The following is a 23,501-nucleotide window of genomic DNA, read 5'->3' on the forward strand; positions in this document are numbered from 1 at the left end:
GCAGATTACGACAGTGGCGTGACCGGGAGATGACAGGGCGCGAGGCTGAGAAAAGGGGCCCCATCAGAATGTCGGCGGCGTGATCACCCAGATCACCACGGCATCCACTTCTCCGGGATTGCCATAACGATGGGGCTCTTGGCTCGAGAAACTGAAGCTGTCCCCTTCGTTGAGTTGGAAATACCGCTCGCCGACCCACAGCTCGAAGCTACCGGACAGCAAATAGCCGGCTTCCTCGCCCTCGTGGCTGTAGCTCTGCTGGCTGTAGGTGCCCGGGGGAAAGCGCGAATGGAGGATTTCGAGCTGCCGGTTGGGCTGGGGGGTGAGCAACTGATCGACGATACCGTCCTCGTAATGCACGCTCAGGCGGCTGTTGCGCCGCACCACGTAGCCCTGGTCCTCAGGGGCGGTGCTGGCCTCGCTGGCGAAGAACCACTGGATGGTCACGCCCAGGCTGCGGGCAATGTTGAACAGCGCCGGGATCGAGGGATAGGAGAGATTGCGCTCCAGTTGGCTGATGTAGCCGGCGGTCAGTTCGCTTTGCTTGGCCAGCTCGGCGAGGGTCATGCCGCGGCGCTTGCGCAGGCCGCGGATGCGGGTGCCGAGAAACTGCGGGGCCGCGCCGCCGTCTTCGGCGGCGGGCGGCGGCGTCTGGGGTTGCTGGCTCATGCGCGTCGGTCCATCGGGAAAGCCAGAAGTATGACCAGCCTCAGAGTGCCCAGGCAACCGTCAGGCCGTCGTGGATCGCTTCTTCGACGGTGCGCGGCGCCAGGCAGTCGCCGATGCGCCGCACCTCGACCAGGCCGGCCAGTTCCTCGGCCAACGTGTCCACCGGTTGATGGCCCAGGCACAGGACCAGAGTGTCGATCTCTTCGAAGATCATCGGTTCGCCACTGGCGGTGTGCAGCAGGTAGACGGTGTTGTCGTCGCAGCCGTACAGCCTGGCATAGGGGGTGATGGGGATGCCCAGGCGGTGCAGCTCGCCGGCCATCTGGTCGCGCACGTACAGCGGCAGGCTCTCGCCACAGTGGGTGCCGTTGACTGCCAGCTGCACTTGATGGCCTTCGCGCACCAGGCGTTCGGCGATGCCGGGGCCGATCCAGTCGCTGCGCCAGTCCACCACCAGCACCGAGCGCCCCAGGGTGGCCTGGTTGCGCAGCACCTGCCAGGCATCGACCACCTGCAGGTCGCCACTGCGTTCGAATTCGGGCCAGTACGGTCGGGCGCCGGTGGCGGCGATCACCACATCGGGGCGTTCGCGTTCGACCAAGGCCCGGTCGACGCGGGTGTTGCGCACCACGCGCACGCCGGCCAGTTCCATCTCCCGTTGCAGGTTGGTGCTGGCGCCGCCGAACTCGCTGCGACGCGGCAGCAGCTGGGCCAATTGCACCTGGCCGCCCAACTGCGGGCCGGCCTCGTACAAGGTCACGTCATGACCGCGCGCCGCTGCGACTGCTGCGGCTTTCATGCCGGCCGGGCCGCCCCCTGCGATCATCACGCGCTTGGGCGCCTGGGTGGGGGTGAGCGTGCCGTATTGCAGTTCGCGGCCGGTCTCCGGACGCTGGATGCAAGAGATCGGCAGGCCGCGATGGAAGTGGCCGATACAGGCTTGGTTGCAGGCGATGCAGGCGCGCACGTCCTCGACCTGACCACGTTCGGTCTTCGATGGCATCTGCGGGTCGCAGATCAGCGCGCGGGTCATGCCGCAGACGTCGGCCTGACCGCGGGCCAGGATCAACTCGGCCTCCTGGGGCTGGTTGATGCGTCCGGTGACGAACAGCGGGATGTTAAGGCGCGCCTTGAACGAGCCGGCTTCGCGGGCGAGATACGCAGGCTCGATGGCCATGGGCGGAACGATATGCACCGCACCGCCTTGGGAGGCGGAGGTGCCGGCGACGATGTGCAGGTAGTCGATCTCGCCCTGCAGGGCCTGGGCAGCCACCAGGGATTCGTCCTCGGTCAGGCCTTCGGGGTCGCGCTCGTCGGCGCTGATGCGCAGGCCTACGATGAATTGCTCGTCGGTGGCTGCGCGCACGGCGCTCAGCACTTCACGCACAAAGCGCAGGCGTTGCTCGAGGCCGCCGTTGTAGGCGTCGGTGCGGCGATTGACTCGCGGATTGAGGAACTGCGCTGGTAGGTAGCCGTGACTGGCTACCACTTCCACGCCGTCGAGACCGGCCTGATGCAGGCGGCGAGCGGCACTGGCGTAGCCCTGGATGATCTCGTCGATCATCGTCTGGTCCAGCGCCCGTGGCATCACCCGAAAACGCTCGTTGGGCACCGCCGAGGCCGAGTAGGCCACTGCCAGCAGGCCATCGGCGGTTTCCATGATCTCGCGCCCGGGGTGGAACAATTGCGACAGCACGACGGTGCCGTGGGCGTGGCAGGCCTCGGCCAGACGGCGATAGCCGTCGATGCAGGCATCGTCGGTGGCCATCAGCACATGGGAGGTGTAGCGGGCGCTGTCGTGAACTCCCGCCACCTGCAGCACGATCAGGCCGGCGCCGCCTTCGGCGCGGGCGCGCTGGTAGGCAATGAGCTTGTCGTTGACCAAGTTGTCGGTGGGCAGGCAGGTGTCATGTCCGGTGGACATGATGCGGTTCTTCAGGCGTTTGCCACGGATCTGCAGCGGTTCGAACAGGTGGGGGAAGGCGGTCGACATGCGCGCAGCTCCGGTCGGTTGTCGTTCTTGTTTTTTCCATGAAAGTGTAGCGCCAGTAAAAAATCAACTTGTTTTTTTACTGGTTGGCGTCTAGCGTTCCCTCGACCCCTCGCTCAGGGGCATCCCTCACAACAACAAGAAAGCGGAGCCTGCGCTGCACCGGCCAGGCACCGGCAGGAGGAACCACCGATGCAAGCATTTCCCCGCAGGACCGGATTGTGCGCAGTGCTTCTAGCCTTTGGCCTGGGCAGTGCGCAGGCGGCGCCGCAGATGGTCGTGGTCGGCTATGGCGGCGCGGGCCAGAAAGCCCAGGACGTGGCGATCTTCCAGCCTTTCAGCGCCCAGGATGGCAGCAAGCTGATCCAGAGCGAGTACAACGGCGAGATGGCCCGGATCCAGGTGATGGCCGATACCGGGAATGTCGATTGGGACGTGGTGCAAATCGAAGGCCCGGACCTCATGCGCGGCTGTGACGAAGGCATCTACGAGCGCTTGGACTGGCAACAGATGGGCCATGCCGCCGAGCTGATCCCGGACGCGGCCCAGGCGTGCGGTTCGGCGGCGCTGGTGTGGAGCGTGGCGATTGCCTATGACCGCGAAAAGCTGGCCAAGGCGCCCACCTCCTGGGCGGACTTCTGGGATGTGAAGACGTTTCCCGGCAAGCGCGGGCTGCGCAAACGTGCGGTCTACAACCTGGAGTTCGCGCTGCTGGCCGACGGTGTGAAGGTCGAGGACGTCTACAAAGTGCTGTCTACCCCGGCAGGTGTCGAGCGCGCCTTCGCCAAGCTCACCGAACTCAAGCCTTACATCCAATGGTGGGATGCCGGCGCCCAGCCCGCGCAGTGGCTGACCGCAGGCGATGTGGTGATGACCTCCACCTACAGCGGCCGCATCGCCGTCGCTGCCCAGCAGGGCAGTCCGCTGGCGGTGGTGTGGCCGGGTAGTCTGTATGGCATGGATTACTGGGCGATCATCAAGGGCTCCCAGCATGTCGATCAGGCGCGGCGTCTGATTGCCTATGCCAACCAGCCAGACACCCAAGTGCGGTATGTGCAGCAGATCCCCTATGGCCCGACCAACACCCAGGCCGCGGCCAAGCTCGATCCCGCGTTGGCCAGCTGGGTGCCGACTTCGCCGGAAAACCTCAAGGGCGCGCTGGCGATGAATGTCGAGTTCTGGGTTGACCATGGCGAGGAGTTGGAGCAGCGCTTCAACGCATGGGCCAGCAAGTGAGGTAGATTCAATCCCCAAGGCCGCTTTGCGGCCTTCGTGGGTAAATCGGAGCGCCGAACAGACGTCGGCCTCGCACATTCTCGAACCAGGACAACAACAATGACCCCCTCCGAACGGACCCTGCGCCAGGAACTGGCCGCCTGCTACCGGCTGATCGCGCACTTTCGCATGACCGATCTGATCTTCACCCACATCTCCGTGCGCTTGCCGGGCCCTGAGCATCATTTTCTGATCAACCCCTACGGCTTGCTGTTCGATGAGATCACGGCCTCGAAACTGGTGAAGATCGATTTGCAGGGCAATCCAGTGGAGCCGACGCCCTACCCGGTGAACCCGGCCGGTTTCGTCATCCACAGCGCCATTCACGGCGCCCGCGAGGACGCCCAGTGCGTGTTGCACACCCACACCCGGGCTGGCTGCGCAGTGGCGGCGCTCGAATGCGGCTTGCTGCCGCTCAACCAGATTTCCATGGAGTTCTACGGCCGGGTTGGCTACCACGCCTATGAAGGCATCGCCCTGGACATGGACGAGCAGCAGCGCCTGGTGGCGGACCTGGGCGAACACTCGGTGATGATCCTGCGCAACCATGGTTTGTTGACCGTCGGCAGCAGCGTGGCCGAGGCCTTCATGCGCATGTACTACCTGGAGAAAGCCTGCGAAATCCAGTTGGCGGCCTTGCAGGCCGGGCAGGTGATCGTGCCGCCGCACGAGGTGTGCGTGCATACCGAGCGCCAGTTCAATGCCCCGGCGCGGCCGTTGAAAGCAGGGGAGTTGTCTGACCCAGACGGCAATGCGTTGGCCTGGCAGGCCTTGCTGCGGTTGCTGGAGCGGGTGGCGCCGGATTATCGCGACTGAGACGCCAGCGCCGGCTACCAGGGTAGCGCGTCGTTGTAGAGCCGGCGAAGCCTGCAATGGGCTGCAAAGCAGCCCAAGGGACGAAGGCGCCGGTGTCAGCGAGCGTCCGGCACGATGATGTGGGCCGGTGCCTGCGCCGCGCGGCTACGGGCGACCCAGTAGTACAGCACGCTCGGCACGACCAGGCCAATCAGCCAGGAGACATCCACGCCGCCCAGGTGGGCGACCATGGGGCCGGTGTACAGCTTGGTGTCGATGAACGGCATCTGCACCAACACACCGACGGTGTAGACGATGATCCCAGGCCAGTTCCAGCGGCCATAGCGCCCTTCAGGGTCGGCCAGGGCGGGGATGTCGTAGCGCTCTTTGGTGATGAAGTAGTAGTCCACCAGGTTCACCGCGCTCCAGGGCACGAAGAAGGTCAGCAGGAACAGGATGAACGACTTGAACGCGCTCAGGAACGAATGCTGGCCGAGCAGCGCGACCAAGGTCGCGGCACCGACGATGGCCAGGACGAACACCAGGCGCTGCGCTCGGCTGATCTGCAGATGACCACGGAACCCGCTGATGATGGTGGCGATGCACATGAAGCTGCCATAGGAGTTCAGCGTCGAGATGGTCACCTTGCCGAAGGCGATGCTGAAGTACAGCAGGGCCGCGGTAGTGCCTGCGCCGCCCAGGCCGACGATATAGGCCACTTCGTGCCCGGTGAACTGGCCGCCGGCGATGGCGGCGGCGAACACACCGAGGATCATCGAGGCTTGAGCGCCGATCACTGAACCCAGGCCGGCGGCGAGGAAGGTCTTGACCGGCGAAGTGCTGCTGGGCAGGTAGCGTGAGTAATCCGCCACATACGGGCCGAAGGCGATCTGCCAGGAGGCGGCGAGCGAAACGGCCAGCAGGAACGACGCTCAGGAGAAGTGGCGGTTGTCCAGCAACTGGCCGATGTCGGCCAGCATCAGGATGCGGCTGAATAGGTAGATGAAGGCGATGATCCCCAACACGCTGGCCACGCGCCCGATCCAATGGATCACCCGGTAGCCGGCGAGAGTGGCCAGCACGATCACGCTGGCGAAGATCAGGATGCCGGTGCTGTCGCTGACGCTCATCAATTGGCCGATGGCCTGGCCGGAGAGCACCGTGCCGGTGGCGGTGAAGCCCAGGTACATCAGGCACACCAGCACCATGGGGATGGCCGCGCCATAGACCCCGAACTGCACACGACTGGAAATCATCTGCGGCAGGCCCAGGCGCGGGCCTTGGGCGGCGTGCAACGCCATCACCGTGCCACCGACCAATTGCCCGATCAACAGGCCGATAAGCGACCAGAACACATCACCGCCGAGCACCACGGCCAGGGCGCCGGTCACGATGGCGGTAATCTGCAGGTTGGCTCCCAGCCAGAGGGTGAACTGGCTGTACACGCGTCCATGGCGTTCAGCTTCGGGGATGTAGTCGATCGAGCGCCGTTCGATCACGGGTTTGTTGGACATGGGCACTCCGCGTATTTGTTTTTGTGGGGGGCGGGCGAGCCATCGGCAAAGACTGGCTGTCACGAGATATGAGCATGTATAGACAAGTTCGGTCAAGTGAAGCTTGACAGGTAACGAGTGGCGGTTCACACGCTTGCCAGACGCTGCGCTTGATCGACTGTTGCGCAAGGACGGTGCCCAACTGTGCTGGTCGATGAAAAAAGAATGGCCTTATGCTGTAACGAAATATGTCTAGAACGCCTGAAGAAGGAAACCGCAATGCCGCTCAAGGACCTGCTGATCGCCCTGGTGGTGATCATCGCCTGGGGAGTCAATTTCGTTGTCATCAAGGTCGGCCTTGATGGCTTGCCGCCCATGTTGCTCGGTGCGTTGCGTTTCGCCCTGGTGGCGTTCCCGGCGATCCTGCTGGTCAAGCGACCGAAGCTTCCCTGGCGCTGGTTGATCGCCTACGGCGCGACCATTTCCTTGGGGCAGTTCGCGTTTCTGTTCCAGGCCATGTACAGCGGCATGCCACCGGGGCTGGCCTCGTTGGTGCTGCAGTCCCAGGCGTTCTTCACCTTGGGTTTTGCCGCGCTGTTTTTGGGTGAGCGCCTGCGCTTGGCGAGTGTGCTGGGGTTGCTGGTGGCAGCGGGCGGGTTGGTGCTGATCGGCAGCGAAGATGGCAGCCATGTGCCGTTGCTGGCGCTACTGTTGACCCTGTGCGCGGGGGCCATGTGGGGGATGGGCAATATCATCACCCGGCGCTTTGGCTCGGTGGACCTGGTGGCCTTGGTGATCTGGGGCGGGCTGATCCCGCCGCTGCCGTTTCTGGCGTTGTCCTGGTGGCTCGAAGGTCCGGAGCGCATTGGCCATGCATTGGCCAACCTCGGCTTGAATTCGGTGTTGGCGCTGGCGTACTTGGCCTTCGTCGCCACCATGCTGGGCTATAGCCTCTGGAGCACGTTGTTGTCGCGCCATCCGGCGGGCAAGGTGGCGCCGTTCTCGTTGCTGGTGCCGGTGATTGGCTTGAGTTCGTCGGCCTGGCTGCTGGATGAGCGCTTGAGCGCGGTGCAAGGTTGGGGCGCGTTGCTGGTGATGGCGGGGCTGCTGATCAATGTGTTCGGGCCGCGGCTGGGACAGCGGTTGCGGGCGGCCACGGCACAATGAGTGAGGTCGGCGGTGGCGTGTTGGCGGGTAAGCCCGCTCCGACAACGATGACCGCCAACCCGGGTGCAATTGTTCTGCTGTTGGGACGATCATGGCCGTTTTTGCTATCTACCGAAGTATTGTTCTCATAGGTAGTGTTATACCCAGCTATCTGAGAGAGGAGACTTCTCATGAAAAAGATTCTGGGTGTTCATCGTAGTCCTCACGGCCATTGGGTCGGGGATGGCTTTCCGGTTCGCAGCCTGTTCACCTATGACAATCTGGCCCGTCACATCAGCCCGTTCCTGCTGCTGGACTACGCCGGCCCGCACGACTTCACCCCGACCACTGCGCGCCGCGGTGTCGGCCAGCATCCGCATCGCGGCTTCGAGACGGTGACCATCGTCTACCAGGGCGAGCTGGAGCATCGCGACTCCACCGGTGCCGGTGGCCTGATCGGCCCCGGGGACGTGCAGTGGATGACCGCTGCCAACGGCATCCTGCACGAGGAGTTTCACTCGCCGGCCTTCGCCCGCACGGGTGGCACCCTGGAAATGGTGCAGCTGTGGGTGAACCTCCCTGCCCGGGACAAGCGCGCTGCAGCGGGCTACCAGACGCTGCTGGCCGGTGACATCCCGGTGGTGAAGCTGCAAGACGATGCCGGTACCCTGCGCGTGATTGCCGGTGACTATCAAGGCCACAAGGGGCCTGCGCAGACCTTCACGCCCATGGATGTCTGGGACCTGCGCCTTGCGGCCGGTGCCAGCCTGCAACTGCCCATCGCCCAGGGGCGCAACGCTGCGTTGGTGGTCTTGCGGGGCAATGTGCGGGTCAACGGCGAACGTGAGGCAGGGCCGGCCAGCCTGGTGCTGCTTGAGCGCGATGGTGAGCATGTGCAGGTGCAGGCCTTGGAGGACGTGAGCCTGCTGCTGCTCAGCGGCGAGCCGATCGACGAGCCTATCGTTGGCTATGGCCCGTTCGTGATGAACAGCCAAGCGGAGATCGCCGAGTCGTTCGACGACTTCCAGGCCGGGCGGTTCGGGCAGATGGCGGGGGAGCAGGGCCCCCAGCATTGAGTCGATGAGCCACAGCGCGGCAGCCGATCAACCGGTCTGCCGCCACTGTACATCACTGATCCCGTAACGCTCGGCCACCGGCTTGCTGACTTTCTTGATCTTCTCGCGCCCGTAGCGTCCGATGCGGGCCACTCCCGCATCGCAACTGGCCCAGTGCCAGGCCTCGGCATTGTCCATCCGCTCGGCGCGGATCACGAACGACTTGTGCTGCCCGTGCAGTTCGTAGTCGATCACGAAAAGTTTGGCGTCGATCATCGGTCCCCATCCATTGCGCAGCCGCGCAGGCTGGCCACGTGCAAGACGTTCTGTGGCCTATCCGTGGGAAACTGTGACTCACCCAAAAGTTTGAAAAAATTCCCCCTCGCCCGACCAGCGGCAAAGGCAAGACCACTCGTCGCAAGCCTGCTGCATTGGATGGAACAGCCAGCGTAAAGCTGGGCTCTTCTTCTAAGGTGCCAGAGGATTCACCGGGCACTCATTGCTCCAGCAAATGGGTGACCGCTTGGACATGCGCAATATCAATTGGCACTGCGCCAGTTCAGGGCGTACTCACACACAACAGGCCATCCAGTACAGAGAGGGTCGAACCATGTCGTTGATAGGAGTTTCGCTATTGGAAATGCGCCAGCTGATCGAGCAGGCCTGTCTGCCCGACCGCTGCGAGGTCAGTTGCCCGGACGGCGTCAGCCTGACCATTCGTCTGGGCAACGAACAGGGGCTTGACGATTGCCTGACGGTCACCGGCATTCCCCTGGACAGCCTCAATAGCTGTCGTGATGTCCATGAACTGGTGAACCAGTTGCGCAAGGATCAGCGCCTGGGTCATCCGCACGTGGCCAGGGCCATCGCGTGAAAGACTCGGCGACCCGGTCAGCCAAGGCGGGCCGGGCGCACATACTCAGGCATCAGGCCGTTGAACCAGAACAGGATCATCGACACCAGGATGGTCACCAGCAACAGCAGTCCCACACCCCAAACACAGGTCGCGAACAGCAGGGCCTGTTCCTTGCGAAGTCGCAGAAACGTCTGCAAGCCGCCATAGAGCAATACCGTGGCATAGGCCGAGGCTGCCAGCAGGGCCAGCACGGCCAGCCAGCGCATCGGCACCAGGCCCACCACGCCCGCGACGAACCAGGGCGTGGCGCAATACGCGGCAAAGCCGACGCATTGGTTGAGGGTGGGCTGGGCGTCGAAACCTCGTGACATCCAGCGGATCATCACGCCCATCAACATGACGCCGACCACGGTCGTGGCGTACAGAAGGCCCGCCAACTGCGCAGCGCTGACCAGGCTCAGACGCACGCGTTCCTCCGCGGCCAGGCTCCAGCCGAACGTGGTGGTGCCGATGAACAGGCACACGGCCGGGATCAGCGCCAGTGCCAGCAGGCGTGGCAGGTATTGTTGCGGGTGGGCTTCCTCGGCACGGCGGATGTCCAGCCAGGCGGCACCCGGTTGAGTGAAGAGCTTGAGCAAGGGGCTGTTCATGGCAATCTCCTCGAGGGCAAGCGTGTCCTCTTTTTATGGAGAAGCCCCAGCGCCCAGGGTTCAGGTTATCTGTGGCCCGTTGATCGCTTCATTGCAACTCGAGCACCAGGTTCATGCCGCCATCGCCGCATTTGGCATGGTCACGCACCACGCCGTGGTAGCTGCGCCCGTCCCAGACGAACGCCACACTGTGGGCGCGGTCGAGTTTTTCCGGCAGCGGCGGGTCGATGTGCAGGCGCAGCGCCGGGCAGCCTTGCAAGTTGAGCGCGGCTAGCTGGACCTGGCATTCCACGCGATGAGCCACCGGGCCGAACAGCGTATCGCGGACGAAGTCCAGCTCCAGGCTGGCGCAGGGAGCGCGGTATTGGGCCTTCATGGCTGACACAGCGGACGTAGGGACATGACGGGCTCCTGGGAGGATCGCGGAGGTATCTATCATTCGAAACCTCTCCCGGGGTGTTGTTCAAATTATTTCTATTTCATCGAGCGTTTATTTTGGCGCTGTCAGGACGGGGCCTGGTTCGGCGGTGAACCCGCCCCTCAGGAGTTAGGGTGTTCCTTGCGGGAGCGGGTTTACCCGCGAATGCTCTTAGGGCTGACGCTCGGCCACGGCCTTCAATGTGCGTAAGGTGACCAGCGGCGCATCCACCACGAACTGATTGGCCAGCCATCCCGGCACGTCGCCCGCCGGGTCAGCCTGCAGTTGATAGCTCACTTCGGTTTCCTTTTCCCCCAGCGGGCGCATGGTCCATTCCCCGCGCAGCCGGCGTACGCGGATCAACCCTGGCGCTGCGGGCACCCTGCCAGGTTCGGCGTTCAGGTAGCGCACCAGGGTCCCGTCGTCCAGGCGCTCGGTGCGCACGCGCAGCACGATGTCCCTGGGGTGGGCCGGCCAGGGCAGGTCGGTTACCAGGTAGACCCAGGTACTGTCGCCCTCGACTTCCAGCAAGCGCATCTCAGCGCAGGCGTATAGCCATTTGCAGGCCACCCGCAGGTTCTCCTGCAGGTCGGTGAGGGTACGCATGCTTGCCTTGATGCGGGTCACGCCGCGAAACGCCTGGTAGGGCGAGCCTTCCACAGCGCTCAGGTAAACGTCGACGCCATCCTCCTGATGCGCCAGGCGCCAGTCGGCGGCCACCAGCAAGGGGGCTGGCAACAGGAGCAGCAGGGCGAGCAACAGGCGATACACCAGGGGCATGGACGCAGGTCCGCAAGCAGTGGGGTGCAAAAAGTATGGACACAAACGACAAGCCCGCCATGAAGGCGGGCTTGTGAGACATCAGCCTGGACTCAACGCTGTGGATTGAGCGTCAGGTGCACGTGGCGGTTGACGTCCTTGTACAGCAGGTAGCTGAACGGGCCAGGGCCGCCGGCATAGCAGGCTTGCGGGCAGAAGGCACGCAGCCACATGAAGTCACCGGCTTCGACTTCGACCCAGTCCTGGTTCAGGCGATACACCGCCTTGCCTTCCAGCACGTACAGGCCGTGTTCCATGACGTGGGTTTCAGCGAACGGAATCACGCCGCCTGGCTGGAAGGTCACGATGTTGACGTGCATGTCGTGGCGCATGTCGGCCATGTCGACGAAGCGGGTGGTGACCCAGCGGCCTTCGGTGCCCGGCATTTCGATGACGGTGGCGTCCTTGCGGTGGGTGACGAAGGATTCCGGAACAGCCAGGCCTTCGACCTTCTGGTAGTGCTTGCGCAGCCAGTGGAAGGTGACGTTGGACTTGCTGTTGTTGCGCAGGCTCCAGTCGGCGCCCGGGGCCAGGAAGGCGTAGCCGCCAGGGACCAGGGTGTGGTGCTTGCCTTCGACGGTGATGTCGATCTCGCCTTCGACCACGAACAGGACCGCTTCGGCGTTCGGGTCCAGCTCAGGACGCTCGCTGCCGCCTTCCGGGGCAACTTCGACGATGTACTGGGAGAAGGTTTCGGCGAAGCCGGTCAGCGGGCGGGCGATGACCCACATGCGCATCTTGTCCCAGAACGGCAGGTGGCTGGTGACGATGTCACGCATCACGCCCTTGGGGATGACAGCATAGGCTTCGGTGAACATGGCACGGTCAGTCAGCAGCTCAGTTTGGCCTGGGTGCCCACCGTGAGGGGCGAAGTACGAATGATTCGACATGGAGAGTCTCGACTTGTTGTTCTTTCCCCGTGCCGTTGAACCGCACCGGCCGGTGCGCCGCAGGGGATGCACGGACAGGATATGAGCCTTTCCGTGGCATCCACAAATTAAATGTTGAAATGTCCGGTATTTATTCAGTGAATGTCGACCAGGCGCCCGGCATGGGCTTCTGGCAGACGATCGCCCTGGCCGAACAGCTTGTGGCGCAGGGTCCCCTTTTCATAGGCCAAGGGATAGCGACCGCGGCGTTGCAGCTCGGGTATCAAGAGTTCGACCACATTGGCCAGATCGTCCGGTTGCACCGCATAGGTGAGGTTGAAACCGTCGATGCCGGTCTGGTCGAGCCAGGTTTCCAGCTGATCGGCGACTTCTTGCGCCGAGCCCACCAGCACCGGTCCCCGACCGCCAAGCCCCACGAACTGCGCCGCCTCGCGGACTGTCCAGCGCCGGTTGGGGTCGGCGGCGGTGAAGGCGGCCAGGGCCGCGCGGCCGGCGTCGTTCTCCACATATTCGATGGGCGCGTCGGGCTCCAGGCCTGCGAAGTCTATGCCGGTCCAGCCCGACAGCAGGGCCAGGGCCGCCTCCAGGTCGACATGGCGGCGGTAGTCGGCAAAGCGTGCCTGGGCTTGTTCGTGCGTCTGGCCAACGATCAGCAGGGCCTGGGCATAGATGAGCACTTCATCGCGGCCACGCCCGGCGACCTCGCTGGCCTGGCGGATGCCGTCGGCATAGCGGCGCAGCACGGTGGGTGTCGGGCCACTGATGAATACGCATTCGGCATGCCGCGCGGCGAACTGCTGGCCGCGCGCCGACGCTCCGGCCTGGAACAGCACCGGGGTACGCTGGGGCGAGGGCTGGCACAGGTGCATGCCGGGCACCTGGAAGTGCTCGCCGGCGTGGCCGATGGGGTGTACGCGCGACGGGTCGATGTAGCGGCCGGTCTCGCGCTCGAGCACCACGGCATCGTCGTCCCAGCTCTTTTCCCAGAGTTTGTAGAGCACCTCGAGGTATTCCTCGGCCAGGTCGTAGCGCTGGTCATGACCCAGTTGCCGGGCCAGGCCCAGATTGCGTGCGGCGCTGTCCAGGTAACCGGTGACGATGTTCCAACCGACTCGGCCGTTGCTCAGGTGATCGAGCGTCGACATGCGTCGGGCGAAGGGGTAGGGGTGTTCGTAGGTCAGCGAGAACGTTACGCCGAATCCCAGGTGTTCGGTCACCCCGGCCATGGCTGGCACCAGCAGCAAGGGGTCGTTGACCGGGACCTGCACGCCGCCACGCAGGGCCGCGTCCGGCCCGCCTTGGTAGACATCGTAGATGCCCAGCACATCGGCGATGAACAGGGCATCGAACAACCCGCGTTCGAGCAGGCTAGCCAGGTCGGTCCAGTAGTCCAGGCGGTTGAAATCCACGCTGGTGTTGCGCGGATGACGCCAGAGGCCCGGTGACTGGTGGCTGGCGGCGTTCATGCTGAAGGCGTTGAAGCGAATCGGGCGCGGCATGCGGAACTCCTTGGCGTCAGGGCAGGACGGAAGCCGGGTAGACCGCGTCGGCCACCTGCAGCTTGCGCGGAATCAGGCCCAAGCCCTGGAAGGTGTCGGCCAGCTTCTGCTGCTCGGCGACAATCTGTGGGGTAATGGCCACGGCGTTGTAGTTGCGCCGTTCACTGGCCACCTCCAGTACGTCGGCGCCGATGCCCAACTGCGGCGCCAGCAGGTTGGCGACCTCGGCAGGCTTGGCATTGGCCCACTGGCTGACTTTGGCCAGTTCGTTGAAGAAGGTCTTGAGCAGGTCGCGATGCTGGTCGGCGAAGGCGGCGGTGGAGAGGTAGAACGTCCGGTTGTTGGAAAGCCCGCTGCCATCGCGCAGGTTCTTCAGGCCCGGTTGCCGTTCGGCCGCGGCCAGGAACGGGTCCCATAGGGTGACAGCCTGCACGCTGCCCGACTGCAGGGCGGCCACGGCGTCGGCGGCGTTATTGACATAGGCGGGGGTGATGTCCTTGTAGCTCAGGCCTGCCTGCTCCAAGGCCACGGCCAGCAGGTACTGGGCGTTCCAGCCACGGCCGGTGGCCACGCGCTTGCCCTTGAGGTCTTCGACACGGGCAATGTGGTCTTGCTCGCGCACCACCAGCCCGATGCCGCGGGGGTAGGGTTGTTCGGCTGCCAGGTACACCACCGGTTTGCCGGCCGCCTGGGCGAACACCGACGGTGCGTCGGCAGCGTGGCCCAGGTCGATGGCGCCAGTGCTCAGGGCTTCGAGCAACTGTGGCCCGGCGGCGAATTCGTGCCAGGTGACTTTCACGCCTTGCGGCGCCAGCGCTTTTTCCAGGGCGCCGCTGCCTTTGAGGATGTTGATGCTGTTGAATTTCTGGTAGCCGATGCGCAAGGTCTTGGCGTCTTCAGCCAAGGCGTTGGACCAAGGAAGCAAGGCGCTGGCGACACTGGCCAGCAGGCCGCCAAGCAGCAGGCGGCGAAGGGGAGAGAAGGCACGGGCGGGCACGGGAAGATCTCCTGGAAAGGCTTGGATGGGGTGTTCTCCAGCCTAAGGAGGCGCGCGAGGGCTTTCAATTTTTTAATTCCATTTAGTTAGAATGTTTTGTTCTTTATATATCGTTTTGTTTTTTATAGGCGGCCGGCCGCGCAGGGCTGACAACATTTTTTTCACATCCTCTTGCTAGGATTTCGCCTCTTCCAAGGAGACGATCAATGGCACGAGCCCTACCCGTACGCGCTGTGAAAGTGTTGCTGGCCGGCACCGCCGGTGTGCTTGCCAGCGCGCTGGGGTTCTTTGCCTGGCAGAGTTTTTACCCCGTCCAGGCCGCCGATGGCTGGGGTGTTCAGGTACTTCACCGCTCGGTGGACAAGGCCGCCTCGCTGCTGCCCCAGGCCGACGGCAGTCTGTTGGTGAGCCGCGAGTTGGACGATGGCCGTGGCAGCATCCTGAAGATCACCGCCGAAGGCGATCGGGTAGTCATGATCGAGGGCTTGTCCAAGCCTGATGGCATGGTGGCTGCACAAGGCGGTTGGGTGTTCAGCCAGGAAGGCGGCAGAGCACCGGTCAGCCTTGCTCGGGATGGCCAGGTGACCCACCTGTTCGATGGCGAAAGCGTGCAGGGTTTGTGGAACGATGGCGATTACCTCTATGCCATCGAAGACCGCAAGGGCAATGGCCGCTTGATGCGCTACGACTGGCACAGCGGCCAGCTCGACATCCTGCGTTCAGGCCTGACCGAAACCGAGGGCCTGACCCGCTGCAGCGATGGCCGCCTGCTTTACACCGAAAAGGGCGCCGGGCAAATCCGTGCGCTGAGCGAGGATGGCCAGGACCCGGTGGTGGCCAGCGGCCTGCGCAACCCCACCTTCCTGTTCTGCGACCAGCGTGGCCTGTGGATCAGCGAAGATTCCACCCACCGCGCACGGTTGTTGCGCATCGACGCCCAGGGGCAGCGTCACACGGTGCTGACCTTCCTCAAGGCGCCACAGGCCATCGTTCCCGACGGCAAGGGCGGTTACCTGCTCGCCGAAGGCGGGCGTGACCGGGTGCTGCGCCTGACGCCACCGATCGATACCAACACCGCCCAGGCGCAGGATGTGGCCCCGGACGTGCCAGGGGCCTGATCAGCTGGGCAGGCGCTTGCCGCGCCCCGGCAGCAAGCCGAGCACCAGCATGCAGCCCAGCAGGATCACCCCACCGCCTACCATCTGCAGAAGGCTCAGGGCTTCGCCGAGGAACAGTGCGCCGATCAGCACGGCCACAAAGGTCACCACGAACTCCACGCTGATGGTGCGGGTAGCACCGATGCGCGCGACCAGGCCGAAGTACAGCACGTAAGTAGTGGCGCTCATCACCGCGCCGCTGATGGCCAGCAGCAGCCAGTCGCTGGCCTGGGGCACTGTCGGTACCGGCACCACCAGCAGCAAGGGCAACGTCAGCAGGCCGCCGGCAAGGAAGGCGCCGCCGGTGACTGTCCAAGGGTCCTGGCCCCTTAGGCGCAGGCTCGCGTAGTTGCTGCCAAACGCTGCGCACAGGCATCCGAATACCGAGGCGATGCAGCCGTGGATGAAGTCTTCGGTGACCGCCTGAGCCGGAAACCCCACCAACATGACGATGCCGAGCACGCCTAGAATCAGGCCGAACAGGCCCTGCGGGGTGATTTTCTCCAGGCCCCAGGCGCGGCCGATGATCATCGAGAACAGTGGAATGGTCGCCACCAGGATCGCCGACATGGCCGTGCCGATCCGCGGTGTGGCGTAGGAAAGACCGATCAGTTGCCCGGCCACCGTGGTGGCGCCCACGACTAGCAGCGGCTTGAGCAAGGGACGCAGGCGCAGCGCCCGCCCCAGCAGCGCCGCCAGTACGGCCAGCGTGCCGCCGGCGATCAGCGAGCGTAGGCTGACCGCGCCGACCCAGCCGAAGGCATGCACGACCTTGAGCACCACCAGAAAGGACAGCCCCCAGGTGATGGCCAGGAACGAATAGGCGGCAAGGTCGCGCGGTTGCATGGGGCAGGGTCCGTCCGGGAGAGGAAGGCAGGCTAGCGGGTGGGCGCGAAGGGGAGCAAGGGGACGGGGTGTGGTTGGCGCGCCTGGTGTGAATCCTGTCGCAACCAGGCGGATGTTCAGGGATCCAGTTGGGGGCGGGACAGGTCCAAGTTTACCCGCGAAAAGGACACTACAAGACTTGGCGTTGGGCAACCAGCACCAGCGACTGCGGTACCGGGCTTTGCGGGTGCTGCGGCTCCTGCAGGCTGACCAGGCGCAACCCGGCCATGTCCAAGGCATTCAACCAACTGGCGAGGGTGCGGAAGTACCAAGGCATCGGGGCCCACTGCCCGGCAAAACCGGCGAACGTCTCTTCGCGCCAGCCATCCTGGTAATCGCCATTGGCCATCGTCCAGGGATGCAGGGTCTGGATCACCAGTGCGCCGTCTGGGACGAGCAGGGCGCGCATGGCGTCTAGCAGCGGGATGATGTCCTGATGCAGCAAGGCGAAGTTGGCGCACACCAGGTCGTACTCCTGGCCGACGTCCACCTGCCTTTGCGCCAACTGCTCGTAGGTCGCCTGGTATACATGGCTCGCCCCGGCAGCCTGCGCGGCCTGGACCAGCGTTTCGTCACCATCCACGCCCGTCACCTCGATCCCGCGCTCGGCCAAGGCGCGCAACAACCAGCCCTCGCCACAACCCAGGTCCAGCACGCGCTCAGGCTGGCGGCCCAGCACCGCGAGCAGGATGGCCTGGTCGGTGACTTGCCGTCGGCTTTCGATGGCACCGCTGCGCACGGCGGCTATCCAGGCTTGGGCGTTGTGCTGCCAGCTTTGCAGCAGTGAAGCGTCGGGTGTGGGCATCGGGCGTCTCCGCTGAGGGGGTCAAGCACAAGGATAGGCCGGATCGCGCCACCCAAGGCGCAGGGCTTCTGGCATGATGCTCGGACTGCGTGTATTCGAAAGATGAATCTTGCCTATGACAGACAGTGCGAAACCCAATAGATCGATCTATGACCTGGATCTGCTGCGGGCCGTGGTGATGGTGGCCGATTGCGGCAGTTTCACCACAGCCGCTGCCAGGCTTCACTCTACCCAGTCGACTGTCAGCCAAAAGGTGCGGCGGTTGGAGGAGATGGTCGGGCATCAGTTGCTCGATCGCAGCAACCGGGAAGTGCATCCGACCGATGCCGGCGAGATGCTGTTGGGTTATGCGCGGCATTTGCTGGCCGTGAGCAACCAACTGAGCGAGGCGCTATCCGGCGGCGTGACGGTGACCGTGCGCATCGGCTTGCCGGACGATTTTGTCGCCGGCAAGACGATGGCGTCGCTGGCGGCGTTCAATCGCAAGCATCCCAAGGTGAAGCTCGAGATCACCGGCGGCCTGAGCCGAGACCTGATGGGCAGCTACGACCGTGGCGAGCTGGACCTGGTGCTGGTCAAGCAACGCCGTCACAGCCGTGAGGCCAATGCCTGCCAGCCGGAGCGCATCGAGTGGATCGACAGCGCGCAGTACCCGTGCTTTGCCCAGGACCCAATCCCCTTGGTGACCTTCCCGCCGCGGGGCCTGTATCGAGACGACATGATCAGCGCGGTCGAGGCCATGGGGCGTAGCTGGCGCATCGGGTTTACCAGCTCGAGCCTGGCAGGTATCCAGGCGGCGGTGGCCAATGGGCTGGGGGTCAGTCTGCTGCCGTCCCGGGTGGTCACGCCTGGGCATCGGGTCTTGGGCGCCGAGGAGGGTTTCAAGCCGATCAAGGTGTTCGAGGCGGCGATCTTCTACCGGCCCACGGCCGACCCGATGGTCAAGGCGCTGGCGGACATCCTGATCGGCATCCTGCGTGACGAAGCACCCGAGCCGGCCTGATTCCCTCCTGGGGCCGACTCAGCGGCGCATCTCACGACTGAACTGAGCAGCCTTGAGTTGCAAGATGGCGGGCCCGCCCCAGAACGCCCCATGGCGCACGATCAGTCGCTCGTGCAGGGCCGCCGCCACTGCCGCTGCCGCGTTCGGTGCCTTGAAGAGCACGAAGCTCGCCTCGTTGCCCACCTTCAGGCCGTAGTCGGTCTTGCCCATCACGGCGGCGCTGGCTTCGGTGGCCATGTCCAGCGCAACCCGCAACTCCTCGTCGGTATTGAACCCAGAGCGATAGCTGATCAGCATCGCGCGCTGCAGCATGTCGCCGTTGCCATAGGGCCACCAGGCATCCTGGATGTTGTCGTTGCCGGTGAACACCCGCACACCCCCTGCACGCAGGCGCAAGACCGGCGGAAAGGCATGCTCGCCAGGCGCATTGGTCATGATCGAGACACCTGCGTGGGCCAGTACCTGCGCGGTTCGGTCAACCACCTGCTCGGACACATCTCCCAACCCATAAGCATGGCTGACCGCAACCAGACCCTGCATGCCCAGGGCGCGGGTGCGCGCAGCGATGCGTTCGAGCTGGGCAATGCAGATCTCGCCCGGTTCATGGAGGTGGATATCGGCCTTCACTCCGTAACGCTCCGCGATGCCGAAGATTATGTCCAGCTGGGCTTCGGCATCGCCGTCCAGCGTCGTCGGGTCGATGCCGCCGACCACTTGCACACCTTCACGCACGGCAGCTTCGAGGGTTTCGGCGGTACCGGGGCAGGACACCACGCCCGCCTGGGGAAAGGCCACCAGCTCGATGTCGATCAGGTCCTTCCAGTTATCCCGCGCTTGGAGAATGGCGTTCAGATGGCTCAGCCCAGTCGTGGCATCCACGTCCACGTGGCAGCGCATGGCGATCGTGCCGTAGGCGGCGGCTTGGCGGATCAGCGCGTCGGCGCGGTCGAGGATCGGCGGGGCGCTGGCCAGTTCGCGTTTTTCCACCGCCAGGCGCTCGCGCAGGGTGGCGACGTTCTGGTGCGGGCGCCAGCGGTCGCCAACGAAGCTCTTGTCCAGGTGGATGTGGCCATCGACGAAGCCGGGCAGCGCCAGCAGGCCTTCCAGGTCGATGGTCTCGGCTGCGGCCACAGCCGCGCGCTGAGGGCCGATGTGGGTGATGCGTCCGTTCTTCACGGCGATGTTCAGGGGCAGGCCATCTGCGTCGATGGCATTGATGAACTCACGGTCGTTCATGGCTGGCCTTTTTTCATCGGGGCCGGTTCGACGAGGCGCACGGTGGCGGGCGATGGCCCCCTGGGTTGGATGTAGCGACACACGGTAGGGAATCTCCAGGGGCCTCACAAATTAAATATCGGCATCGATTGCAGTGCATTTCTGGATACAGGCAAGCGGTATCGGCGTGTATTAAAAAGCCCACTGGAGTCGATTCCGATATTTAACTTTCAAAGGCCTCAGGCAAGGCCCAGGATTGCATCCCAGAGCGGTCGAGCCACCGCTCACCTGGGTCTGCGAGGCGTCTATCGCGGCGTATGGGGCCCAGTCACCCAAACAATAAAAACAAACGCTGTGGGCAGGGTTACCTGATCTAGCAGGTGATGCTGCGCAGCGTGTCAGGGTCCATTCATGATCAAAGACTCCAAGCTACTGCGTGCTTCCCTCATCTTCATCGCCTGCACTTCATTCATCGTCTGCGGTGTACAACCAATCTTCATGGGGTTGGTCACCGAACAACTGAACTTGTCGCTCGATCAGCAGGGCTGGGTCGTCTCGGTGGAGATGATCGGCATGACCCTGGGCACATTGCTGTGCCCGATCGTGATGAAACGCCAGGGTGGGCGCAGCCTCTGTCTGTGGGTGGGGTTGCTGTGCGTGGCGCTGAGCATGGCCACGGCCTTTGCGCCGAGCAACGGCACGCTGCTGCTGGTACGCCTGGCGGCGGGCACGTGCGCCGGATTGGTCTATGCCTATGCGGTGTCCACGTTGGGTCGTTTGCCCAACCAGGACCGCTCGTTCGGCCTGATGCTGTTGCTGCAGACGCCTGAGTACTCGTTGTTTTCCGCCGCCTTACCCCTGCTTGCGGCCCAGAGCGGCACGGTGACGGCGCTGTGTTCCTTTGGCCTGTGGTACTTGCTGATTTGTGGCGCGAGCCTTGCGCTGCCACGCAAGCCCGCGGCGCTGATCGGTAGCGGCGAGGGAACGTGCGCCCAGGGCGGTTCGTCGCGCATGGGGCGCAGCGCGCTGGTGGGCATGCTGTTCATGCAGATCGCCATCTATTGCGTATGGGGCTTCATCGACCAATTGGCGCGTGACCAGGGCATCGACGGTGTCGATATCGGCTGGGCGTTTGGCCTTTCTGCGATCGGCGGCTTGCCAGGGGCAGGGCTGCCTAGCCTGTTGGGCGCGCGGGTCAACCGTCAGCTGATGATCGCCGTGGGCCTGGTGGCGATCTTCGTGTCGATCGCCATGCTGACGGGACACACCCGCACCCCGATGCAGCTGTTCGTGGCGCTGCTGTTGATCAACTTCGGCTGGGTATTGTCGTTGTCGTACTACATGGCGTTGATCACCACCAATGACCCGACCGGAAAACTCACGCCTCTGGTGAGCATCACCCTGATGGGCGCGGCGGCGGTGACCCCAGCCCTGATCGCCTTGCTGGTGGAGGGATCGAATCAGCAGTTGATCTTCCTGTTGGGCACCAGCGCGCTGGTGATCGCGTTTGCGGTGACGTGCCTGGGTGGACGCTCCAAAAGGGCTGGGGAGCGGTTGTCGGCTTCAGCTTGAGCCGCTCCCACAGGGACTGCGCCTCGATCTCAAGTCAGCTCAGTCCCTATGTATGTAAACAAAAACGTTAAATTATTCACATAACATGCTGATATATAACGTATTAGCGTTTGGCGATCGCATGCTGTACGCATTGCTCGTAGTACGTCTGCCTGATCGCTGCGGGCTTGAGCCGGGACTGGCTGTTGTAGGTCTGCTCGGTGATGCCGAAGGCGGTCATGCGCATCCAGGGCTTGGGGAATTTGCGCGTCTGCAGCTTCTTGCGCGTGGCATACAGCGTGACGCCGGAAAGCTTGGCCTGCTGTGCATCGGCGGCAATTTGCGAACCCCAGTGGCATACCTGACGATCGTTCTGGTTCAAGGCCTTGGCCTGGGCTGCGAAGGCGGCCGTGGCCATTACACAGCCGGCGATCGTTGCTAGAAATACCCGCATGATGCTGTCCTAAGCTTATGAAGGAAAAGGGAGTTTGCCTTCGCTTCACAGGGCTGGGGGCCAGCAATTTGCCGTCAGCTGCGTACCAGAAGCATCGTCAGCAGCACGCCGCCTAGCAATATCAGGTAGGCGCGGGCATGGAGCGTATCGTTGATGCGTCCGACCAACGGTGCAGCCAGCGCCATCCCCAGCCAGGCGCCCGCTACCAATGCCGTCGCGGCATACAGATTGACCAGGCCCAGATAGCCCGCCCCCAGCGTCAGTTGCGCCTGAGGCAACAGGGCGTAGGTCAGCGTGGCCACCAGTGCCATAGGCAACGACAGCGGATTGGCCATGGCCGTGGCGGTCAGCATGCTCGCGCCGCGCCGGCGCATCAGCGGCACGGTCATGACGCTGCCACCAACACCCAACAACGCCGCCACCGCACCAATCGGCACGCCGATCAGGGTCGAGCGCCCTGGGCCCAACGGGTGGCGCTGCGAGTGTGTCTTCGCGACGAAGCCTGGGCGAAGCCAGCCATCGAGCAGGCTTGCCAGCACGTAGGCGACGAACAGCCAGCGCAGCCAGTCGCTGTCCAGCCAGAGCGCGGCGATGGCGCCGAGCAGCGCACCAAGACCGATGCCCGGCACCAGCAGCCGCACCAGTGCCCAGTCCAGGCTCCGGGCGCGATGATGACGCCAGCTAGCCAGGGCACTGCTGACGATCATCACCGCGGCGGAAGTGGCTACGGCGATCTGCATCGCATGCTGGCTGATCACCGAGCCGGCATCATGACTGGCCAGCAGCAGTGCATAGAGCAAGGGCACCGCGAAGAACCCGCCGCCAAAGCCGAACAACAACGTGGTGACGCCTGCGCACAGGCCGAACGCGACGAGCAACGCGTAGAACATGCAACGCCCTCCAGAGCGGATGAAGGCTGCACGATAATGGGCCTTGGGCCTGGCCGGCTTGCGCGTGTTGGCCAATAATCGTTGTTTTTCGGCCAAGGCGATCGGCATGCGCAACATTCCTTTGCACACCGTGGACGCAACGCCCCGCCCCGTGCTTGCCATCGGCACCGACTACCCACCTGGCACGCTGCTGGCGGCGCACAGCCATCGACGGGCGCAGTTTCTCTACGGCATGAGCGGTTTGATGGATGTGCTGACCGATGACGGTGCCTGGGTGGTGCCGCCGTATAACGGCGTCTGGATACCGCCCGGTAAGCGCCATCAGGTGCGTATGCGGGGTGTCAGCACACGCAGCCTCTACATCGAACCCGAAGCGGTGCCAAGGTTGGGTGAGCAGTGCGAGGCCTTGCTGGTCAGCCCCTTGCTCCATGAACTGCTGCTGGCCAGTGCCGACGTCCCGGCGTTGTACGACACCCAGGGGCGCGACGGTTTACTGGTCGCCTTGATGCTTGCAGAACTGAGCCGTGCCCGGCCGCTGCCACTGTTTGCGCCGATTCCGCAGGAGCCACGCGTTGCGCAGTTGTGCCTGGCGTTTCTGGCTCAGCCGGATATCCGCATCACGCCCCAGGATTGGGCGCATCGGCTCAATTGGAGTCTTCGCACCTTCACCCGGCGCTTTCGAACGCTCACGGGGTTGTCGTTCGTCCAGTGGCGGCAGCAGGCGTGCCTGATGGCCGCGGTGACGCGTCTGGCGGCGGGGGAATCGGTGACACGGGTAGCGCTGGATCTGGGCTACGAGAGCCCGAGTGCGTTTTCCAGCATGTATAGACGGATGATGGGGGAGACACCGTCGGCGCTACGGCACTGCGCGGTGTGAGGCAAAAAACGATCGCGGAGACAGGCACAAGCCAGCCGCCCGCTTCCACGGGAAGTGTTCTGGGACCAGCAGAGGGTGACCGGGGAAGCGGGGGCGACATTGCGCCGCCCCG

General features: G+C 64.1%; 23 protein-coding genes and 1 pseudogene. 9 read left to right on the plus strand and 15 right to left on the minus strand.

Features of this window, described 5'->3' with window-relative positions; genetic code table 11:
• Window positions 1-63: 63 nt before the first annotated feature.
• Together HMPREF3173_RS02115 and HMPREF3173_RS02120 are read right to left on the minus strand one after the other, a co-directional pair.
• Entirely contained in the window at window positions 64-669 is a 606-nt protein-coding gene (locus tag HMPREF3173_RS02115) for a helix-turn-helix domain-containing protein (protein WP_070571348.1), read from the minus strand.
• Window positions 670-709: 40 nt separating this feature from the next.
• Window positions 710-2,662, minus strand: a complete 1,953-nt coding sequence (locus tag HMPREF3173_RS02120; protein WP_070571349.1) for an oxidoreductase — start codon at window positions 2,660-2,662, stop codon at window positions 710-712.
• A 189-nt stretch (window positions 2,663-2,851) separates the two neighbouring features.
• On the opposite strand from HMPREF3173_RS02120, the gene HMPREF3173_RS02125 reads away from it, so the two are divergent.
• Both HMPREF3173_RS02125 and HMPREF3173_RS02130 read left to right on the plus strand, forming a co-directional pair.
• Entirely contained in the window at window positions 2,852-3,895 is a 1,044-nt protein-coding gene (locus tag HMPREF3173_RS02125; RefSeq protein ID WP_070571350.1) for an ABC transporter substrate-binding protein, read from the plus strand.
• Between the two features lie 36 nt (window positions 3,896-3,931).
• Window positions 3,932-4,750, plus strand: a complete 819-nt coding sequence (locus HMPREF3173_RS02130) for a class II aldolase/adducin family protein (protein ID WP_256543775.1) — start codon at window positions 3,932-3,934, stop codon at window positions 4,748-4,750.
• A 95-nt stretch (window positions 4,751-4,845) separates the two neighbouring features.
• Here HMPREF3173_RS02130 and HMPREF3173_RS02135 read toward each other — a convergent pair.
• Window positions 4,846-6,243, minus strand: a pseudogene (locus HMPREF3173_RS02135) (cytosine permease).
• Between the two features lie 258 nt (window positions 6,244-6,501).
• Here HMPREF3173_RS02135 and HMPREF3173_RS02140 point away from each other — a divergent pair.
• Window positions 6,502-7,389, plus strand: coding sequence for an EamA family transporter (locus HMPREF3173_RS02140; RefSeq protein ID WP_043211640.1), 888 nt, complete (start codon window positions 6,502-6,504; stop codon window positions 7,387-7,389).
• 170 nt (window positions 7,390-7,559) lie between these two features.
• Window positions 7,560-8,444: a pirin family protein gene (locus HMPREF3173_RS02145; RefSeq protein WP_070571352.1), complete on the plus strand. Its 885-nt coding sequence runs from the start codon at window positions 7,560-7,562 to the stop codon at window positions 8,442-8,444.
• A 27-nt stretch (window positions 8,445-8,471) separates the two neighbouring features.
• On the opposite strand, the gene HMPREF3173_RS02150 is transcribed toward HMPREF3173_RS02145, so the two are convergent.
• Complete coding sequence (locus tag HMPREF3173_RS02150; protein WP_043211645.1) at window positions 8,472-8,699, minus strand: DUF6555 family protein; 228 nt, start codon at window positions 8,697-8,699, stop codon at window positions 8,472-8,474.
• Between the two features lie 334 nt (window positions 8,700-9,033).
• On the opposite strand from HMPREF3173_RS02150, the gene HMPREF3173_RS02155 reads away from it, so the two are divergent.
• On the plus strand, window positions 9,034-9,297 hold the full coding sequence (locus HMPREF3173_RS02155) for a DUF1652 domain-containing protein (protein WP_043211647.1): 264 nt from the start codon (window positions 9,034-9,036) through the stop codon (window positions 9,295-9,297).
• Window positions 9,298-9,314: 17 nt separating this feature from the next.
• Here HMPREF3173_RS02155 and HMPREF3173_RS02160 read toward each other — a convergent pair whose 3' ends face one another.
• The 6 genes from HMPREF3173_RS02160 to HMPREF3173_RS02185 form a co-directional block, all read right to left on the minus strand.
• The gene (locus tag HMPREF3173_RS02160) at window positions 9,315-9,929 is read right to left on the minus strand and encodes a Yip1 family protein (RefSeq protein ID WP_070571353.1); all 615 of its coding nucleotides are present in this window, start codon (window positions 9,927-9,929) and stop codon (window positions 9,315-9,317) included.
• Window positions 9,930-10,017: 88 nt separating this feature from the next.
• Window positions 10,018-10,305 (minus strand): hypothetical protein, encoded by a 288-nt coding sequence (locus HMPREF3173_RS02165; protein ID WP_070571354.1) that lies wholly within the window; start codon window positions 10,303-10,305, stop codon window positions 10,018-10,020.
• Between the two features lie 213 nt (window positions 10,306-10,518).
• Window positions 10,519-11,118: an START domain-containing protein gene (locus HMPREF3173_RS02170; protein WP_070571405.1), complete on the minus strand. Its 600-nt coding sequence runs from the start codon at window positions 11,116-11,118 to the stop codon at window positions 10,519-10,521.
• Between the two features lie 101 nt (window positions 11,119-11,219).
• Window positions 11,220-12,056, minus strand: a complete 837-nt coding sequence (locus HMPREF3173_RS02175; protein WP_043211653.1) for a bifunctional allantoicase/(S)-ureidoglycine aminohydrolase — start codon at window positions 12,054-12,056, stop codon at window positions 11,220-11,222.
• 134 nt (window positions 12,057-12,190) lie between these two features.
• Window positions 12,191-13,555 carry an LLM class flavin-dependent oxidoreductase gene (locus tag HMPREF3173_RS02180; RefSeq protein ID WP_070571355.1) on the minus strand — a complete coding sequence of 455 codons (1,365 nt, stop codon included), beginning with the start codon at window positions 13,553-13,555 and terminating at the stop codon, window positions 12,191-12,193.
• Between the two features lie 16 nt (window positions 13,556-13,571).
• A complete protein-coding gene (locus HMPREF3173_RS02185) occupies window positions 13,572-14,552 on the minus strand; it encodes an aliphatic sulfonate ABC transporter substrate-binding protein (RefSeq protein WP_070571356.1) in 981 nt (326 codons plus the stop codon).
• A gap of 206 nt (window positions 14,553-14,758) precedes the next feature.
• Here HMPREF3173_RS02185 and HMPREF3173_RS02190 point away from each other — a divergent pair, with 206 nt between their 5' ends.
• Window positions 14,759-15,670, plus strand: a complete 912-nt coding sequence (locus HMPREF3173_RS02190; RefSeq protein ID WP_070571357.1) for an NHL repeat-containing protein — start codon at window positions 14,759-14,761, stop codon at window positions 15,668-15,670.
• Here HMPREF3173_RS02190 and HMPREF3173_RS02195 read toward each other — a convergent pair whose 3' ends face one another.
• Together HMPREF3173_RS02195 and HMPREF3173_RS02200 are read right to left on the minus strand one after the other, a co-directional pair.
• Complete coding sequence (locus HMPREF3173_RS02195; protein WP_070571358.1) at window positions 15,671-16,555, minus strand: DMT family transporter; 885 nt, start codon at window positions 16,553-16,555, stop codon at window positions 15,671-15,673.
• 169 nt (window positions 16,556-16,724) lie between these two features.
• A complete protein-coding gene (locus HMPREF3173_RS02200) occupies window positions 16,725-17,399 on the minus strand; it encodes a class I SAM-dependent methyltransferase (protein WP_070571359.1) in 675 nt (224 codons plus the stop codon).
• A gap of 115 nt (window positions 17,400-17,514) precedes the next feature.
• Between HMPREF3173_RS02200 and HMPREF3173_RS02205 the strand changes: the two genes are divergently transcribed.
• Window positions 17,515-18,402 (plus strand): LysR substrate-binding domain-containing protein, encoded by an 888-nt coding sequence (locus HMPREF3173_RS02205; protein WP_043214218.1) that lies wholly within the window; start codon window positions 17,515-17,517, stop codon window positions 18,400-18,402.
• Window positions 18,403-18,420: 18 nt separating this feature from the next.
• Here HMPREF3173_RS02205 and HMPREF3173_RS02210 read toward each other — a convergent pair whose 3' ends face one another.
• Window positions 18,421-19,638: an amidohydrolase family protein gene (locus HMPREF3173_RS02210; protein WP_070571360.1), complete on the minus strand. Its 1,218-nt coding sequence runs from the start codon at window positions 19,636-19,638 to the stop codon at window positions 18,421-18,423.
• Between the two features lie 390 nt (window positions 19,639-20,028).
• Here HMPREF3173_RS02210 and HMPREF3173_RS02215 point away from each other — a divergent pair, with 390 nt between their 5' ends.
• Window positions 20,029-21,189, plus strand: a complete 1,161-nt coding sequence (locus HMPREF3173_RS02215; RefSeq protein WP_070571361.1) for an MFS transporter — start codon at window positions 20,029-20,031, stop codon at window positions 21,187-21,189.
• A 103-nt stretch (window positions 21,190-21,292) separates the two neighbouring features.
• On the opposite strand, the gene HMPREF3173_RS02220 is transcribed toward HMPREF3173_RS02215, so the two are convergent.
• Window positions 21,293-21,622: a hypothetical protein gene (locus tag HMPREF3173_RS02220; protein ID WP_043214223.1), complete on the minus strand. Its 330-nt coding sequence runs from the start codon at window positions 21,620-21,622 to the stop codon at window positions 21,293-21,295.
• Window positions 21,623-21,696: 74 nt separating this feature from the next.
• Entirely contained in the window at window positions 21,697-22,512 is an 816-nt protein-coding gene (locus HMPREF3173_RS02225) for a sulfite exporter TauE/SafE family protein (protein ID WP_070571406.1), read from the minus strand.
• A 106-nt stretch (window positions 22,513-22,618) separates the two neighbouring features.
• Between HMPREF3173_RS02225 and HMPREF3173_RS02230 the strand changes: the two genes are divergently transcribed.
• Window positions 22,619-23,389 (plus strand): AraC family transcriptional regulator, encoded by a 771-nt coding sequence (locus HMPREF3173_RS02230; RefSeq protein WP_070571362.1) that lies wholly within the window; start codon window positions 22,619-22,621, stop codon window positions 23,387-23,389.
• Window positions 23,390-23,501 lie beyond the last annotated feature (112 nt).

Origin of the sequence: Pseudomonas sp. HMSC08G10 (genome assembly GCF_001808425.1) — a bacterium.
In the GTDB taxonomy this organism is placed as follows: Bacteria; Pseudomonadota; Gammaproteobacteria; order Pseudomonadales; family Pseudomonadaceae; genus Aquipseudomonas; species Aquipseudomonas guariconensis.

Coding starts and splice junctions, on each gene's coding strand:
- HMPREF3173_RS02115 (WP_070571348.1), bottom strand. CDS start 669: ATGAGCCAGCAACCCCAGACGCCGCCGCCCGCCGCCGAAGACGGCGGC.
- HMPREF3173_RS02120 (WP_070571349.1), bottom strand. CDS start 2,662: ATGTCGACCGCCTTCCCCCACCTGTTCGAACCGCTGCAGATCCGTGGC.
- HMPREF3173_RS02125 (WP_070571350.1), top strand. CDS start 2,852: ATGCAAGCATTTCCCCGCAGGACCGGATTGTGCGCAGTGCTTCTAGCC.
- HMPREF3173_RS02140 (WP_043211640.1), top strand. CDS start 6,502: ATGCCGCTCAAGGACCTGCTGATCGCCCTGGTGGTGATCATCGCCTGG.
- HMPREF3173_RS02145 (WP_070571352.1), top strand. CDS start 7,560: ATGAAAAAGATTCTGGGTGTTCATCGTAGTCCTCACGGCCATTGGGTC.
- HMPREF3173_RS02150 (WP_043211645.1), bottom strand. CDS start 8,699: ATGATCGACGCCAAACTTTTCGTGATCGACTACGAACTGCACGGGCAG.
- HMPREF3173_RS02155 (WP_043211647.1), top strand. CDS start 9,034: ATGTCGTTGATAGGAGTTTCGCTATTGGAAATGCGCCAGCTGATCGAG.
- HMPREF3173_RS02160 (WP_070571353.1), bottom strand. CDS start 9,929: ATGAACAGCCCCTTGCTCAAGCTCTTCACTCAACCGGGTGCCGCCTGG.
- HMPREF3173_RS02165 (WP_070571354.1), bottom strand. CDS start 10,305: ATGAAGGCCCAATACCGCGCTCCCTGCGCCAGCCTGGAGCTGGACTTC.
- HMPREF3173_RS02175 (WP_043211653.1), bottom strand. CDS start 12,056: ATGTCGAATCATTCGTACTTCGCCCCTCACGGTGGGCACCCAGGCCAA.
- HMPREF3173_RS02180 (WP_070571355.1), bottom strand. CDS start 13,555: ATGCCGCGCCCGATTCGCTTCAACGCCTTCAGCATGAACGCCGCCAGC.
- HMPREF3173_RS02190 (WP_070571357.1), top strand. CDS start 14,759: ATGGCACGAGCCCTACCCGTACGCGCTGTGAAAGTGTTGCTGGCCGGC.
- HMPREF3173_RS02195 (WP_070571358.1), bottom strand. CDS start 16,555: ATGCAACCGCGCGACCTTGCCGCCTATTCGTTCCTGGCCATCACCTGG.
- HMPREF3173_RS02200 (WP_070571359.1), bottom strand. CDS start 17,399: ATGCCCACACCCGACGCTTCACTGCTGCAAAGCTGGCAGCACAACGCC.
- HMPREF3173_RS02205 (WP_043214218.1), top strand. CDS start 17,515: ATGACAGACAGTGCGAAACCCAATAGATCGATCTATGACCTGGATCTG.
- HMPREF3173_RS02210 (WP_070571360.1), bottom strand. CDS start 19,638: ATGAACGACCGTGAGTTCATCAATGCCATCGACGCAGATGGCCTGCCC.
- HMPREF3173_RS02215 (WP_070571361.1), top strand. CDS start 20,029: ATGATCAAAGACTCCAAGCTACTGCGTGCTTCCCTCATCTTCATCGCC.
- HMPREF3173_RS02220 (WP_043214223.1), bottom strand. CDS start 21,622: ATGCGGGTATTTCTAGCAACGATCGCCGGCTGTGTAATGGCCACGGCC.
- HMPREF3173_RS02225 (WP_070571406.1), bottom strand. CDS start 22,512: ATGTTCTACGCGTTGCTCGTCGCGTTCGGCCTGTGCGCAGGCGTCACC.
- HMPREF3173_RS02230 (WP_070571362.1), top strand. CDS start 22,619: ATGCGCAACATTCCTTTGCACACCGTGGACGCAACGCCCCGCCCCGTG.